The sequence below is a fragment of the Alphaproteobacteria bacterium genome (assembly GCA_019635875.1).
Classification (GTDB): domain Bacteria; phylum Pseudomonadota; class Alphaproteobacteria; order Reyranellales; family Reyranellaceae; genus JAFAZJ01.
The window spans coordinates 514579-529525 of the sequence record JAHBYP010000002.1 but is presented as its reverse complement, the minus strand read 5'-3'; the positions used below and the strand labels follow the sequence as shown (position 1 = coordinate 529525).

Annotated in this window: 15 protein-coding genes; 9 read left to right on the top strand and 6 right to left on the bottom strand. The window is 69.9% G+C overall.

Annotation, left to right across the window (positions count from 1 at the left end; genetic code table 11):
• Nucleotides 1-160: 160 nt before the first annotated feature.
• The 5 genes from KF889_08705 (at nucleotide 161) to KF889_08685 (ending at nucleotide 3599) form a co-directional block, all read left to right on the top strand.
• The gene (locus tag KF889_08705) at nucleotides 161-574 is read left to right on the top strand and encodes a transcriptional repressor (GenBank protein MBX3499510.1); all 414 of its coding nucleotides are present in this window, start codon (nucleotides 161-163) and stop codon (nucleotides 572-574) included.
• Between the two features lie 121 nt (nucleotides 575-695).
• A complete protein-coding gene (locus tag KF889_08700; GenBank protein ID MBX3499509.1) occupies nucleotides 696-1115 on the top strand; it encodes a rubrerythrin family protein in 420 nt (139 codons plus the stop codon).
• A gap of 173 nt (nucleotides 1116-1288) precedes the next feature.
• Nucleotides 1289-2638, top strand: coding sequence for a glycerol-3-phosphate dehydrogenase (locus KF889_08695; GenBank protein ID MBX3499508.1), 1350 nt, complete (start codon nucleotides 1289-1291; stop codon nucleotides 2636-2638).
• 14 nt (nucleotides 2639-2652) lie between these two features.
• Entirely contained in the window at nucleotides 2653-3012 is a 360-nt protein-coding gene (locus KF889_08690; GenBank protein ID MBX3499507.1) for a hypothetical protein, read from the top strand.
• Between the two features lie 5 nt (nucleotides 3013-3017).
• Nucleotides 3018-3599, top strand: coding sequence for a DUF3501 family protein (locus KF889_08685; protein MBX3499506.1), 582 nt, complete (start codon nucleotides 3018-3020; stop codon nucleotides 3597-3599).
• A 17-nt stretch (nucleotides 3600-3616) separates the two neighbouring features.
• On the opposite strand, the gene KF889_08680 is transcribed toward KF889_08685, so the two are convergent.
• Complete coding sequence (locus tag KF889_08680; GenBank protein ID MBX3499505.1) at nucleotides 3617-5218, bottom strand: caspase family protein; 1602 nt, start codon at nucleotides 5216-5218, stop codon at nucleotides 3617-3619.
• 156 nt (nucleotides 5219-5374) lie between these two features.
• Here KF889_08680 and KF889_08675 point away from each other — a divergent pair, with 156 nt between their 5' ends.
• Nucleotides 5375-6718 carry an adenylosuccinate lyase family protein gene (locus KF889_08675; protein ID MBX3499504.1) on the top strand — a complete coding sequence of 448 codons (1344 nt, stop codon included), beginning with the start codon at nucleotides 5375-5377 and terminating at the stop codon, nucleotides 6716-6718.
• Between the two features lie 105 nt (nucleotides 6719-6823).
• Here the strand turns inward: KF889_08675 and KF889_08670 are convergent, their stop codons facing one another.
• Genes KF889_08670 through KF889_08660 form a run of 3 tightly spaced genes read right to left on the bottom strand, consistent with a single transcriptional unit; the run spans nucleotide 6824 to nucleotide 10393 of the window.
• A complete protein-coding gene (locus tag KF889_08670; protein MBX3499503.1) occupies nucleotides 6824-7075 on the bottom strand; it encodes an addiction module protein in 252 nt (83 codons plus the stop codon).
• Nucleotides 7076-7089: 14 nt separating this feature from the next.
• Nucleotides 7090-8178 (bottom strand): mandelate racemase/muconate lactonizing enzyme family protein, encoded by a 1089-nt coding sequence (locus tag KF889_08665; GenBank protein ID MBX3499502.1) that lies wholly within the window; start codon nucleotides 8176-8178, stop codon nucleotides 7090-7092.
• Between the two features lie 55 nt (nucleotides 8179-8233).
• Nucleotides 8234-10393, bottom strand: a complete 2160-nt coding sequence (locus KF889_08660; protein MBX3499501.1) for an O-antigen ligase family protein — start codon at nucleotides 10391-10393, stop codon at nucleotides 8234-8236.
• A gap of 111 nt (nucleotides 10394-10504) precedes the next feature.
• Here KF889_08660 and KF889_08655 point away from each other — a divergent pair, with 111 nt between their 5' ends.
• Nucleotides 10505-11593: a nucleotidyltransferase family protein gene (locus KF889_08655; GenBank protein ID MBX3499500.1), complete on the top strand. Its 1089-nt coding sequence runs from the start codon at nucleotides 10505-10507 to the stop codon at nucleotides 11591-11593.
• On the opposite strand, the gene KF889_08650 is transcribed toward KF889_08655, so the two are convergent.
• Together KF889_08650 and KF889_08645 are read right to left on the bottom strand one after the other, a co-directional pair.
• The gene (locus tag KF889_08650) at nucleotides 11580-11849 is read right to left on the bottom strand and encodes a PqqD family protein (GenBank protein ID MBX3499499.1); all 270 of its coding nucleotides are present in this window, start codon (nucleotides 11847-11849) and stop codon (nucleotides 11580-11582) included. The two genes, KF889_08655 and KF889_08650, sit on opposite strands and share 14 nt — an antisense overlap.
• Nucleotides 11850-11880: 31 nt before the next feature.
• Nucleotides 11881-12780, bottom strand: a complete 900-nt coding sequence (locus KF889_08645) for a hypothetical protein (GenBank protein ID MBX3499498.1) — start codon at nucleotides 12778-12780, stop codon at nucleotides 11881-11883.
• Nucleotides 12781-12884: 104 nt separating this feature from the next.
• Here KF889_08645 and KF889_08640 point away from each other — a divergent pair, with 104 nt between their 5' ends.
• Both KF889_08640 and rfaE1 read left to right on the top strand, forming a co-directional pair.
• Nucleotides 12885-13478, top strand: a complete 594-nt coding sequence (locus KF889_08640) for an SIS domain-containing protein (protein ID MBX3499497.1) — start codon at nucleotides 12885-12887, stop codon at nucleotides 13476-13478.
• Entirely contained in the window at nucleotides 13475-14944 is a 1470-nt protein-coding gene (gene rfaE1, locus KF889_08635; protein ID MBX3499496.1) for a D-glycero-beta-D-manno-heptose-7-phosphate kinase, read from the top strand. The genes KF889_08640 and rfaE1 overlap by 4 nt, the downstream gene beginning before the upstream one ends.
• Nucleotides 14945-14947: the final 3 nt, after the last annotated feature.

The window sequence follows — 14947 nt, the reverse complement described above, 5'->3', positions numbered from 1 at the left end:
TATGTCGCGACCCCTCGTGGCTTCTAACAAATAGGGCTGCGGTGGCAAATGGCAATTCCCGGTCCGTCAAAGACTTAGGGTGGAAGCCGGACATCACGCGGCGACAAATCACGGTGGCTCCTCTAGGCATCGGAGCCGCGCGGTGGCATATGACGAGGCGATGACCACGTCGCCCCAGAACGCCGTTCCGGCCCGGCTGCGCAGCGCGGGGCTCAGGCCCACGCGGCAGCGTCTGGCCCTGGCGACCCTGCTGTTCGGCGACGGCCGCGACCGCCATGTCACGGCCGAGCAGCTGCACGCCGAGGCGCGGCGCGATGGCGCCAAGGTCTCGCTGGCGACGGTCTACAACACGCTCAACCAGTTCACCGCCGCCGGCCTGCTGCGCGAGGTTTCGGCCGGGCCGGGCCGCATCTACTTCGACACCAACGTCTCGGCCCACCACCATTTCCTCATCGAGGGCGACAGCGTCCTGGTCGACATTCCGGCCGAGCAGGTGGTGCTGGCCAGGCTGCCGGATGCCCCCGAAGGCCTGCGCATCGAGCGGGTCGACGTGGTGGTGCGCGTCCGCAAGTAGGGTTTTGCGGCTGCAACTCATTCTCAGTTTAGAAAGATTCTAAAATCATTGACCGCCCGCGGGCCGGTTCCTATACCGGGCGCGACGGCGCCCTGTCGGCGCAAGCACGAGGGAGAGGACCATGGCAAAGCTTGGCGGTTCGAAGACCGAGGGCAATCTGAAGGCGGCGTTCGCTGGCGAGAGCCAGGCCAACCGGCGCTACCTGTACTTCGCCCAGAAGGCCGATGTGGAGGGCTACAACGATGTCGCCGCCGTGTTCCGCTCGACCGCCGAAGGCGAGACCGGCCACGCCCACGGCCACCTGGAATTCCTCGAGGCGGTCGGCGATCCCGCGACCGGCCTGCCGATCGGCGAGACCGGCGCCAATCTGAAAGCCGCCATCGCCGGCGAGACGCACGAGTACACCGATATGTACCCGGGCATGGCACGCACCGCCCGCGAAGAGGGCTTCGGCGAGATCGCCGACTGGTTCGAGACGCTCGCCAAGGCGGAGAAGAGCCACGCCGGCCGCTTCCAGAAGGCGCTCGACACCCTGTCGTAACCACCGCAAGGACGACGGGAGCCGGCTGGGCTCCCGTCGCGTTTTTCGCGTTGGCCCTGCGGCACAGACTGTCATCCCGAGCGTAGCGAGGGATCCAGGGTGAGCCTGGATCCCTCGCTACGCTCGGGATGACAAGGGGTCTGGCGGCGTTCGGCGTTGCGTACGGAGGATCGATGCGCGAGGGCAGCCTCGAGGCGCCGACCCGGCATCCCCTGGGTTGGCAGGACGCCGATTTCTGGGACGAGGCCAAGCTTCAGAAGGAGATGGAGCGGGTATTCGACATCTGTCACGGCTGCCGCCGCTGCTTCAATCTCTGCGACTCCTTCCCGCGCCTCTTCGATCTGGTCGACAACAGCCCGAGCGGCGAGCTCGACGGCGTGAGGCACGAGGATTTCGGCAGGGTCGTCGAGGCCTGCACGCTGTGCGACCTGTGCTTCATGACCAAGTGTCCCTACGTGCCGCCGCACGAATGGGCGCTCGACTTCCCGCATCTGATGCTGCGCCACCGTGCAGTCGAGGCGAGGAAGAAGGGCGGCGCCGGCTTCATCGAGCGCCAGCTCGCCGAGACCGACCGCAACGGCAAGCTGGCCAACATCGTCTCGGGCGTCGCCAACTGGGCGACCGACGAAAAGAACGCCGGCACGCGCCGCGTGCTGGAGAAGGTCGCCGGCATCCATCACGGTGCGCGCCTGCCGCGCTACGCCGACGAGACGCTGCTCAATCGCGCGCGGCGCGAGAGCGTGGCGGTCAATCGCGAGGCGCCGGCCTTTGGCAAGCGCAAGGCGGTGCTCTACGCGACCTGCTTCGTGAACTTCAACAACACCGATATCGGCCAGGCCTCGCGCGCGGTGCTGGCCCGGCTGGGCGTCGAGACCGAGGTGGCGCATCCGGCCTGCTGCGGCATGCCCAAGCTGGAGCTCGGCGATCTCGAAGCCGTAGCCACGGCCTCGCGCAAGGTCTCGGCCGAGCTGCTGACCTGGGTCGACAAGGGCTACGACGTGATCGCGCTCACGCCGTCCTGCGCGCTGATGCTGAAGTTCGAATGGCCGCTGATCGTGCCCGACGATGCCAACGTCAAGCGCCTGTCGCAGGCGACGTTCGACATCAGCGAATACGTCGTCGACATCGCCAAGAAGGAGGGCCTAGCGCCCGGCCTCACAGCGCTGGAGGGCGGCGTCACGGTGCATCTCGCCTGCCATTCGCGGGCGCAGAACATGGGCGCCAAGGCGGCCGAGATGCTGCGCCTGGTGCCGAAGACGCGCGTCGCGGTGGTCGAGCGCTGCTCGGGCCATGGCGGCATCTGGGGCTCACGCACCGAGAATTTCGACGTCGCGGTCAAGGTCGGCAGGCCGGCGGCGCAGCAGGCGTTGCGCAACAACACACCCTTCGTCGCCTCGGAATGCCCGCTGGCGGCGGATCACCTGCTGCAGGTGATGCAGCTGACCGCCGAGGACGAGCCGCCGAAGCCGTCCCGGCCACACCATCCGATCGAGCTGTTCGCCAAGGCTTACGGATTGATGTAGCGGAGGAGGAAACGATGAGGGTTTCAGATTTGGTGTGCGCTCTGGTTTTCTCGCTGGTGGCTGCCGGTGCGCATGCCGCGGATCCCAACGGCCGCTATCACATCATCGGTGCAGGCAGCGTGAAGTGCCAGCAGTACTCCCAGGCGACCGATCAGCAAAAGCTCTTCGCGCACACGTGGATGGCCGGCTATGTCACGGCGCTCAACCGTGCGACGCCGGACAACTATCACATCGTCGGTAACACGACTCCGGAGAGCATGTACGGGATGGTGGGCAAATATTGTGCCGACAATCCCGATACTTCCCTGGGTATCGCCGTTCACAAGGTCATCGAACACTTGCACCCCAACCGCATCCGCAAGTCACCGAACTGAAGACCATGCGCAAGATCACCGAAGCCGACATCCTGCCGCTGCCCGACTACGTGAAGATCCGCGCCGAGCGGCGCTCGGCGATCACGGCGCTGAAGAAGAACCGGCGGCTCGAGGTTGGGCCGTTCGCGACCTTCTACTTCGAGAGCTTCGACACCATGCTGCACCAGGTGCAGGAGATGCTCTACATCGAGAAGGGCGGCGCGCAGCAGGTGCCGGACGAGCTCGCCGCCTACAATCCGCTGATCCCCGACGGCCGCGAGCTCACCGCCACGGTGATGCTGGAGATCGACGACCCGGTGCGCCGCGCGCGGGTGCTGGCGGGCCTGGGCGGCATCGAGCACACCATGGTCATCCGCTTCGCCGGCGAGACCGTGAAGGGCGCGGCCGAGGACGACCAGGAGCGCACCCGTGCCGACGGCAAGGCCTCATCGGTGCAGTTCGTGCACTTCCCGTTCACGCCGGAGCAGATCGCCAAGTTCCGCGCGCCCGGGACGGAGATCGTGGTGGGCTTCACGCACGAGAATTACGGCCACATGGCGCTGATGCCCGACTCCGTGCGCGCGGCGCTGGCGCAGGATTTCGACTGACGCCCCGGCACCCGGCCTCAGGGCAGTCGGCGCGCCGTCAGACGAAACGTCACGCCGCCGGGATAGTTGGAACTCGCCGTCAGCGTGTCGCCCTCGATCCTGCCGGTCAGCGTGTGGTCGAAGGGATTGCCGGCGCGCGGCGTGCCGGGCGGTGCGATTCCGGCGTAGCGCATGCGCACCTGGCCATCCGCCTCGATGGCGCCATCCAGCGTCTGTGGCGAGCCTTTGCCGACAGCCACGCCGCTCAGCCGGTTCTTTGCGATCTGCATGTTGGCCGGCCGGCAGGCGTCGTTGCGGCAGACCTGGCCGGCCCAGCGGCCCTCGAACGAGGTCGTCGGACCGGCGGGCGCGACGGAGGATATCTGCGGTGCCGCCTTGCGCCGCTCCTCCTCGAGCCTGTCCAGGGCGGCATCGCCGTCCTTCGACAGCAGCGCCGCCTGCGCCGCGGTCAGGAAGCCGGTCGGCGACTCGGCGCGGGCGCGCTGCCAGTTGGCGATCATCTGCCGCGACCGCGGCCCCAGCACGCCGTCGGTGCCCATGGTGTCGAACCCCTGGGTGGTCAGCGCCGCCTGGATGCGGCGACGATCGAGCTCGCTGAGCTTGAGCGCCATTTCCCGCTGCTCGTCCGTGGCGGCGGATGACGGCGCGGGCGCGGCAGCCGCGGCCTGCAGCTCGGTCAGCCGCGCGCGCGCGAAATCGGCGTAGACGCCATCGGGAAAGCGCTTGAGGAAGACTTCGAACATCGCCGGGTTGCTGCTGCCGGCGATGGCGCTCCACGCCGCCAGCTCGAGCGCCTCGGGCGATGCGGCAGACGGCGCGGCGCCCGGGGCGGTGTTGGTCGCGGCCGCCGCCGCGGGGTGGAAGTAGAAGTCGCCCCGGAACGAGGAACTCACCCAGGGCGTCTGCTTGCTCGCGGTCGCCGCGGCAACGCCGTCGATGGTGCGCTTGAAGACTTCCTCGAGCGTCAAGCCGGGCACGGCCATGGCCTTGAGCAGCTCCGCCGTGTAGACGCCGTTGTCGCCGTCGCCATCGGCGGCGGTGTCGCCAGGTGCGGTGGCGTAGGCGATCACCGTGCCGCGCGGCGCGTCGGTCTGCGCCAGGCCGCGCGTCGTCGCGCGGAAGCGGCGGGTGAAGGGATTGTTGCGGCAGGCGTCGAGCACCACGAGGCTAAGCCGGGCGCGCGACTCCTCGAGGCGATCGAGCACGTCGTTGACGTCGATCGACTCGTATTTGAGGTCGTATTCGTTGGCGAGTGCTACGTCGACCGGCAGCAGGTAGTTGACGCCGCGCACCTGCAGGCCATGTCCGGCGAAATAGAACAGGCCCACGCCGCCCGGCGGCACCTTGCCGGCGAACTCATGCAGCGCCTCGACGAAGGCGCGGCGCGTGGCGTTCTCGCGCAGGATGACCTCGAAGCCGGCCGCCGTCAGCGCCGTGGCCATCGCCCTTGCGTCGTTCACGGGATTCTTCAGGACCTCGGCATTGCTGTAGGCGCTGTTGCCGATCACCAGCGCGATGCGCACCTCGCGCGCCTGCAACGCTGCGCCGCAGAGCGACACGACGAGGAATCCAGCCAGGGCGGCAAGCCACGCCCATGCGAAGCGACGGTCCGACGTCATTCTCGGCGTTCCGGGATTGACCAACGGCGGCGTCCACCGCCGTGCCCATGCAGATTAGTAAGAATTCTATCAGAAACATGACGACTGTGCCACTGGCCGGCTGGACGTGATGGCTGGCCATCGGCAAGGTGCCGCCGCGCGTATCGGGGAAGGGACATGGGCAGCACGGTTTTCGAGTCGATCCTGTTTCGCGACATGTTCGGTACCGCGGCGATGCGCGCGGTGTTCGACGATCGCACCCTGATCGCGCGCTATGTCGAGGTCGAGGTGGCGCTGGCCAGGGCCGAGGCCCGCGCCGGCGTGATCCCGGCCGATGCCGCCGAGGCGATCGCCCGTACCGCGGATGCCGGCAAGCTCGACTTCGATCGGCTGGAGCGCGAGACACAGAATGTCGGCTACCCGATCCTGCCGGTCGTCGCGCAGCTGTCGAAGATGTGTGGCGAGGCCGGGCGCTACGTGCACTGGGGCGCCACGACCCAGGACATCATGGACACGGCGACGGCGCTGCAGCTGCGCGCCGCCCTCGACATCGTCGCCGCCGACGTCGATGTGCTGCGCACCGTCATGGCCGATCTCGCGCGCAAGCATCGCGACACGCCGATGGCCGGCCGTACCCATCTGCAGCAGGCGCTGCCGGTGACATTCGGCTTCAAGGTGGCGGTGATGCTGGCGGCGATGGACCGGCACGCCGAACGCCTGAAGCAACTGCGCCCGCGCGTCGAAGTCGTCGAATTCGCCGGCGCCGCCGGCACGCTGGCCTCCATCGGCGAGAAGGGTCTGGCGGTCCAGCGCGAGCTGGCGCGCGAGCTCAACCTCGCCGAGCCCGCCGCCACCTGGCACGTCGCGCGCGACGGCTTCGCCGAGGCGGTCAACGCCCTGGCGCTGATCTGCGGCACCTTGGGCAAGATCGCGCTCGATACCATGATCATGATGTCGACCGAGTACGGCGAGGTCTTCGAGCCCTTCGTGCACGGTCGTGGCGCGTCGAGCACCATGCCGCAGAAGCGCAACCCGATCTCCAGCGAGCTGATCCTCGCCGCCGCCAAGATCGCGCGCCAGCAGGCCGGCTTGATGATCGACGCGCTGGTCACCGACTTCGAGCGCGCCACCGGCCCGTGGCACGCCGAGTGGGCGGCGATCCCCGAGGCCTGCCTCGCCACCGCGAGCGCGCTGCATCAGGCCAAGTTCATGCTGGGCGGCCTGATCGTCGACACCGCGCGCATGCGCAGGAACCTCGACATCACCTCAGGGCTGATCGTCGCCGAGGCCGTGATGATGGGCCTCGCACCACACATCGGCCGCCAGCAGGCGCACGACGTCGTCTACGACGCCTGCCGCGAGGCCTCTGAACACGGCACACCGCTGCTCGACGCGCTGCTCAAGGTCGAGGCGGTGACCAAGCACCTCGATCGCACAGCGCTGGCGAAGCTTTGTGATCCGTCGAACTACCTCGGCATCGCGCCAGCGATGGTCGATCGCGTCGTGACGTCGCGCTCCTGATTGCGGCGCACGCGAGCGTGATCAGACTGTCATCCCGAGCGCAGCGAGGAATCCGGGGCGGTCCTGAATCCCTGGCTACGATCGGGATTGCAGAGGTGTCAGCCGCTACCGATTGAAGCCGTGCTTGGCCAGAATCTCATCGAGCGATTTGCGGGGGGCGTTAGGACTTGCATCAAGCTCCGCGCTTCGTGCTTCGAGGATTGCGCGATGTTCTGGTGTCAGTTCGGGCGGGGCGATCTCGAACTCGGCCTCGATTTCATCCCAAATGGCATCGGCGAGCAGCAGCCGGTTTTCGGGCGAGAGCTTTTCGACTTCACGCTTGAGTGCCTCGGGCAGGTTGGCGGTCCGGAGCGACATGTTCGACGTCCAACCTATCCCACGCGATACAGCCGGATCGCATCGGCGTCCGGCTCGCAGCCCAGGCCGGGCCCCTGCGGCACCGCGACCTTGCCGTTCTTCGGTTTCACCACCTCGCCCATCGGCTCGGCCGCGAGATCGACCGCCAGGCGTTCGAGCAGCGGCACGTTGAGCGCGGCGGCGAGATGGATCGTGTGGGCGTAGCCGGCACCGATCATGAAGCAGTGCGGCATGAACTGCACGTCGAAGGCGTCGGCCAGCGCGGCGATGCGAATCGCCTCGGACAGGCCGTGCGCCTTGGCGATGTCCGGCTGCACGATGTCGACAGCGCCGGCCTCGAACATGATGCGGTAGTCGGCGAGGCTGCCGGCGTTCTCGCCGGCGGCGATCGGGATGCTGGTCGAGCGGCGCAGCGCGGCCAGCGCCTGCACGTTCTCCGGCGGCCAGGTCGGCTCTTCCAGCCACAGCAGGTCGTGCGGCTCCATCAGCTTCGCGTTGCGCTTCGCCTCGGCGAGCGTCCACGGGCAGTTGGTGTCGAGCATCAGCGCCACGTCGGGGCCGATGGCGGCGCGCGAGGCGCCCACCGTCTCGACCAGCACCTCGTGCAGCTTCAGCGCGCCGTAGCCTTCGCGCGCCAGCCGCTCGCACGCCTTGCCTGCGGCGGGACCGGAACCGTAGCGCACCATGCTGGCGTAGAGCGGCAGCTCGTGGCGCGCGCTGCCGCCCAGCAGGCGATAGAGCGGCAGGCCGGCTGACTTGCCGAGGATGTCCCACAGCGCCAGATCGACGGCGGAGACGCAGAAGGCGACCAGGCCGACGCGACCGAAATTGTGATGCAGCCGCTCGAGGTCGCGCTTGATGAGGTTGATCTGCGTGGCGTCACGACCGATCAGGGCGGGTGCGAGGTGGGTGTCGAACACCGCCTTCAGCGCCAGCTCGCCGTTCTTGGTGAAGACTTCGCCCCAGCCGCTGATGCCCTGGTCGGTGTCGATGCGCACCAGCAGGGTCTGGAACTGCTTGTGCGCGCCGGCCAGTCGCCAGAGTCCGCCATGATCCTCGTAGGGGATGGCGAGCAGGATGGATTCAACGCTGGTGATCTTCACGATGTCCCCCTGCATCGTTGGCGGGCGGCATCGTGCGCGAGGATCGCCGCGCGGTCTACGGCCGGCGCGAAAGCGGCAGACGCACGACGTTGCCCGGCGGATCGTCGGGCGTGTCCTGCGGCGGCGCGGACTCGGCACCTGGCTGCCGTGCTTCGCCCGGCCAGGCCGGCGGCATTGGCGGCTGCGGCGCAGTGGCATCGACGATCGGCGGCAATTCCTCGGTCGCGGCGTGGGCGAGGTCGTCGGCTGGCGGCGTGGTGCCCAGGCCGGTCCACACCTCGGGCGGGGTCGGTTGATCCGGCGGTGTCGGCGTCGTCACCGGGCGAGCCGGCGTGGCGGCGGCCTGACGCAGGCTCTGCCAGCGCGCCAGCGCGGCCTTGTAGGACTCGGTGCCGCCATCGGCGGCGACGGCCTCGTCCTGCGCCACCGTGGTCTCGCGCTTGGGCGCAACGCCGTCGGCATCGCCCCAGTGCCTGGCGGCAGGGGAGAACATCGGTCCCAGCGATCCTTCGCGCGGTTCGGGCTGGCGGTGCAGCGCGTCGGGCAGGACATCCGACAGCCCTGTCGAGCCGCGCTCCAGTGCCAGCGGCACCTGGGGCGCGGGTGTGACGAACTCCCGCGGCACGCTGGTGGCGGCGGCGCCTGGCCGCATCCAGGGCAGGTCGAACTCCGGCGGTGGCGTCACCGAATCGTCGGCAAAGGCCGGCCGATCGCTGCCGCGGCGCCGGCGCCGCCGCTTCTTGCGCGGCTGTTCGGGCGCCGGCTCGGTCTCGGTTGCCGAAACCTCGCGGCCGACGCGCTCCGAGGCCAGCGACTGCGCCGAGGCGACGCCCAGCATCAGCATGAAGGTCACCGCCACCGCCGGCATCTGCAGCGAGAAGTCGACCATCGAGTGGCCGGCGATCAGCGCCGCGCCGGCTATGGCGGCGATCGCGAAGCTGGTGCCGCGAGAGCACGAGAACAGGGCTGTGACGCAGATGCCCACGGCCATGCCGGCCAGCGCCAGGCTGATCAGCAGGGCCGGGATGCCGCCCTCGACGGCGAGCTCGAGATAGGAATTGTGCGCGAAGTCGACATAGGCGTCGAACCCGGGCGGGGCGTGCAGCGCGCCGTTGAATGCCGCCGGGAAGCCGCCCAGCCCGTGGCCGACCATCGGCCGCTCGCCGGCGACCTGGCGGCCGATTTCGAACAGCACCCAGCGCGCGTCGTGCTCCATGCCGTCGCTGACGCGTTCGGCGAGGAAGCCGCCGCTGATCACCAGCGCCGCCGCCACGAATAGGCCGCCGGCGCCGATCAGCGCCAGGAAGGCGCGCAGACTGAGGATGCGCACGATCAGCATGCCCACCCCGAACACGGCGAAGCCCAGCAGCAGGCTGGCGACCCCGGCGCGCGAGCCGGTGAGGATCACCGCCATGACACCGGTCGCGATCGCCAGCGCCGAGATGTAGAAGACCGGGGTGGCTTCCTCCGACACCGTGCGCAGCATGGCGATCGGCGAGGTGCCGCTGCGCATCACGCGGCGCAGCTCCGACAGCAGCGGCGCCATGGCGATGATGACGCAGAGCCCGCCATAGGTTGCGTAGGAGTTGCGGTTGATGAAGGTCGAGGTGACGCTGCGCGAATAGGCCGAGGGCACGATGCCGAGGATCGTCTTGTAGCCGGCGAACATCGCGAACAGGCCATAGGCGGCATAGGCCAGCCCGACGGCGGCGAGCACGATGAAAGCCCAACGCGCGCGCTGGCGGTCGCGGCAGAGCATGAATGCGAGGAAGAACACGCCGCCATAGGCCAGAAGCTTCATTGCCTGGTGCGCGCCGACGCCGGGATCGAGCGCGATGGCACCATTGAGCGGCTCACCCAGCGCGCGGGCCGCCTCGGCCCAGGCGGGATGCGCCAGCCCCGCGCTGGCCGGCGAGGTCTGGAACCAGTACCAGACGATGAGCGCGCCGAAGACGGCCGCGAACACCAGGGCGATGCGGTCGATCACCACTGCCGCCGGTGCGGGCGGTGGCGGCCCGTCGGTCGAGGCCGAGGACGGCATCATGACCGTCGCGCCGCCCCGCAGGACGGCACGGATGCGGTCGACGCCCCACAGCACCAGCAGCACGGCGACGATCGCCGACAGCACGCTCCAGGGCAGCGGCCGGTTCGAGGCGAAGGGCAGGGGTGCGATCGCCACCGTCGCGATCAGCAGCCAAAAGACGAGGTTGGTCATCTCGGGTCGGAACCCGCTCCGGTGGCGTCGGTATGTTAAGGTGTCACTGTAACATACGGGCAATGGCGCGTCATTTGACGGGGGCCTCTGGCGACGCAGGGATGATCCGGGATGGAGTCGATGGAGGGCATCGAGGCTGCCGCGCGAGCGCTTTGGGCGGTGCTGCTGACCGGCAAGCCGCCCGCGTCGCCGCCGACGGAAGCCGGCCTCTCGTTCCTGGGGCAGCGCCTCGCCCGGCGGCTGTCGCCCGCCTGGGTGGCGAGTCTTCTGGAGCCACTGATCACGTCGGGGATGCCCGCGCCGATCGACCCGGTGGTCGCCCGGCAGGCCTTGATGGTGGCACGGCTGACGCTTGGCGCCCAGGCCGAGGCCGTTCGCCTGATGCAGGATGCCGGACTGGAGCCCGTGGCGCTGAAGGGCTTCGCCCATGCCCACGCCCTCTACGGCGAGCCCGCCGCACGCATCTCGGGCGATCTCGACGTGCTGCTGCGGCGCGACCAGCTGGCGCCGGTCATCGACCTGTTCGGCAAGCGCAGCTATGCCTTCGCCGCCGACGGCCGGCGGCGATGGGGATTCGTCTCTGACGCCAGCTTCGTGCCGTTCTTCTCGCCCGATGGGCTGTGCAACATCGACCTGCACGTCGAGGCCGATTCCTGGCCGCTGCACGACGGCCTGCCGGCCGACGACGTGCGCAAGGCGGCCCGCCGGATCGCCTATGCCCATGGCAGCTTCACCGCACCCTCGCCCGAGCACGCCCTGCTGATCGCCGTCTCCAACATCGCCAAGGATCGCTTCTTTGCGCCCACCCTGTCCAAGGTGATCGATCTGTCGCGGCTGCTGATGCGCCACGACGGCGTTCTCGACTGGCGGGAGATCGAGCGGCGCGGCAGCCGCGCGGCGCTGATGCCGGCGCTCAATGCCACCCTGGCGCTGATGGTGGCACTCGGCCTGCCGCAGGCTCTGGTGCCGCCGGACCTGTCACGGCGGCCCACCGGGCTGCCCGGCCGGGCCTTCACGCGAATGCTGGCCGACTGGCTGGCGATGTTCCCGCGCGATCCGGGCGCCGCCGGCCTGTTGGCCCGCGAAGCCCTGCTGGCGCGCGAGCCCGCCACCTTCGTGGCCCTCAACCTGCGCCGCCTGCGCGGGCTGCTGCGCCGCGGCGACGGCATTCCGCCGGAGGCGCGGCTCAGCCCGTCGTGAGCAGCAGGCCGCGCTCGGCCATGGTCCGCAGCAGGGCGGCAAGGTCGGCGGCGATGGTCTCGCGCGGCAGATCGGGGAACGCATCGATCAGTAGCGCCTCGAGATCGGCCGCGCTCATCGGCTCGGCGAGCGCGGTCCATACGCCGCCCGCCAGGGTGTCGAGATAGAAGATCGCCTGCGTCGCCGGATCGACGACGAAGGTGCCGTCCTCCATCGTCGTGACGGTCATGTCGGGATTGCGCTGCAGCAGAGCCATAGCGGTTTGTCGGGTGCGAGCGGGGTCCGGGTCAACCGCCAAGCGGGCGCATCAGTCGGTCGGCGGCGCGGGCGCTGGAGCCGTAGGCCAGCGACCAGCAGGTTACGCCGGCGGCCAGCGAGCCCATCATGCCGACCAGCTCGGCGGCATCGACCGCCGGCGTCGCCGCCTGGCGAAGCAGCGCCAGCGCCGCTTGGCCGCGCGGCAATGGCCGCAAATCGAGCGCGCTCTCGTCGCCTTCGACGCGGCGCGGCACGACGATCGCCGACAGCGGCGCGATCTCGCCGAACGGCGCGCCGCCGATGCTCTGCGGATCGACCGTGGCGATGATCGCGGCACCATCCTCGTCGTGGTGCTCGACGGTCATATGGCGCTCGATGAACGCGATATAGTCGGCTCCGGCGGCGGGATGGATCGGCAGGCGCACGCGCGGCGTCAGGCCGAGCGCGACGCCGGCGGGACCGCCCTCGCCCCCCAGCGCGGCGCCGTCGCCGACCAGCAGGCGGTCGTCGGCGACGAAGCGCGCTCCGCGCGCCGCGAGCTGCAGGGACAAGGTGCTCTTGCCGCTCATCGAGTCGCCGGGCAGCACGATCAGCCCGTCGCCGACGCGCGCTGCGCCGGCGTGCAGCGAGACCAGGCGCGGCGAGCGCTCGATCGCCTCGGCCACCAGCAGCGAAACGATCTGATTGGCCGCCTCCTCGGCGCTGGCAACGCGCAGGCTGCCTTCGGGCAGGGCGGGGTGACGCAGCACGTAGGCATCGAGGTCGTCGGCCAGCGCCTGGATGACGATGTCGGGCGGAGCACCGTTGCCTTCGACCATCGGCCACAGGGCGAGGAATCGGCGATGGAAGGGCTCCAGCGCCGCATCGCTGTCGACGTGGATCCAGGCGTTGTCGAGGGCGGCGAAACGGTAGGCGCGTCGTCGGGACATTCGACCCGCATCCTGCCATCGCATTGCCGAGGTGGATATGGCCTCGCCTTTGATTCACAATCGTCGCCGTGCCTGACGACGCCCACGCGACACTGCGCCAGCGCCTGCGATCCCTCGACGCCTACTGGGCCCGCGAGCTCGACGAGCATCTCGCCGTCGCCGCCGAGACGCGGCGCGCGCTGCGCGAGGATTTCGCGCGCCTCGTCGAGGTCTGCGCCCGCGCCTTCGCCGACGGCCACAAGCTGATGATCTTCGGCAATGGCGGCAGCGCCGCCGACGCCCAGCACATCGCCAGCGAATTCTCCGTGCGCTATCGCGCCGACCGCCGCGCCCTGCCGGCGATGGCGTTGACCGCCGAGGCCGCGACGCTGACCGCCGCCGGCAACGATCTGGGCTTCGAGCGCGTCTTCGCGCGCCAGATCGAGGCGCTGGGCCGGCCGGGCGACATCGCCATGGGCATCTCGACATCCGGCCGCAGCCGCAACGTGCTCCAGGGCCTCTCGCAGGCCCGCGGCCAGGGGCTGGTGCCGGTGGCGCTGGGCGGCGGCGACGGCGGCGAACTGCGCGGCGTGGCCGATCCCTGCCTGATCGTGCCGTCACCGACCGTGGCGCGCATCCAGGAGATGCACCTCACGCTGGGTCAGATGCTGTGCGGTGCGGTCGAGATCGCGCTTGGCCTGGCGGGCGGCGAGCCATGATCGACACCGATGCGCTGTTCGCCCGCCTGCCGGCGCTGGGCTCGGTGCGCGTGCTGGTGGTCGGCGACGTCATGCTCGACCGCTACATCTACGGCACCGTCGAGCGCATCTCGCCGGAAGCGCCGATCCCGGTGCTGCGCATCGAGCGCGAGAGCGCGATGCTGGGCGGCGCCGGAAACGTCGCGCGCAACCTGGCGGCGCTGGGCGCGCAGGCGATCTTCGCCACCGCCGCCGGCGGCGACACCGCGGGACGCGAGATCGCCGGCCTGATGGGCGAGGAGCGCGCCATCGAGGCGCAGCTGGTAATCGAGTCCGGGCGCGTCAGCACGGTGAAGAACCGCTTCATCGGCGGCGCGCAGCAATTGCTGCGGGCGGATCGCGAGCTGGCGGCACCGCTGTCGGCCACGGCGCGGCAGAACCTGCTGGCGCGCGTGGCGCCGTCGCTGGCCGAATGCGACGTCGTGATCCTCTCGGATTACGGCAAGGGCGTGCTGGCCGAAGGCGTGGCGCGCGACATCATCGGCGCGGCGCGCGCGGCCGGCCGGCCGGTGATCGTCGATCCCAAGGGCCGCGACTACGGCGTCTACGCCGGCGCGACCTCCCTGACGCCCAATCGCCACGAGCTCGCCGACGCCACCGGCATGCCGGCCGGCAGCGATGCCGAGATCGAGGCGGCGTCGCGTGCCCTGATCGCCCGGCTGGGTCTCGAGCACGTGCTGGCGACGCGCGGGGCGCAGGGCCTGTCGCTGGTGCGCGCCGGCGGTGCGGCGCTGCATGTGCCGGCGCGGTCGGTCGAGGTGTTCGACGTCTCGGGCGCCGGCGACACGGTGATCGCCACTTTCGCCGCCGCGCTGGGCGGCGGGCTGACCGGCGAGGACGCCGCGTCGCTGGCCAATGTTGCCGCCGCACTCGTCGTGGCCAAGCTGGGCACCGCAACCTGCTCGCTGGCCGAGTTGGCGCGCGGGCTGCTGGGCGGCGGTGGTACCGATCCACACGCCTCCAAGATCGCCGACCTCGCGCGGCTGCGTGACGAGGTGGCGCGCTGGCGCCAGGCCGGCCTGAAGGTCGGCTTCACCAATGGCTGCTTCGATCTTCTGCATCCCGGCCACGTCTCGCTGATGCGCCAGGCGCGCGCGGCCTGCGATCGGCTGGTCGTCGGGCTCAACAGCGATGACTCAGTGCGCCGGCTCAAGGGCGCAGGTCGGCCGGTCAATGGCGAGACGGCCCGCGCCACAGTGCTGGCCTCGCTGGCCGATGTCGACCTGGTGACGGTGTTTACCGAGGACACGCCGCTCGGGCTGATCGAGGCGATCCGGCCCGACGTGCTGGTGAAGGGCGCCGACTATACGCGCGAGACGGTGGTCGGCGCCGACCTTGTCGAAAGCTGGGGCGGCCGGATCGTGCTGGCGGCGCTGGCCGAGGGCCACAGCACCACGGCCACCATCCGCCGCCTGGGCGGCGCCTGACCC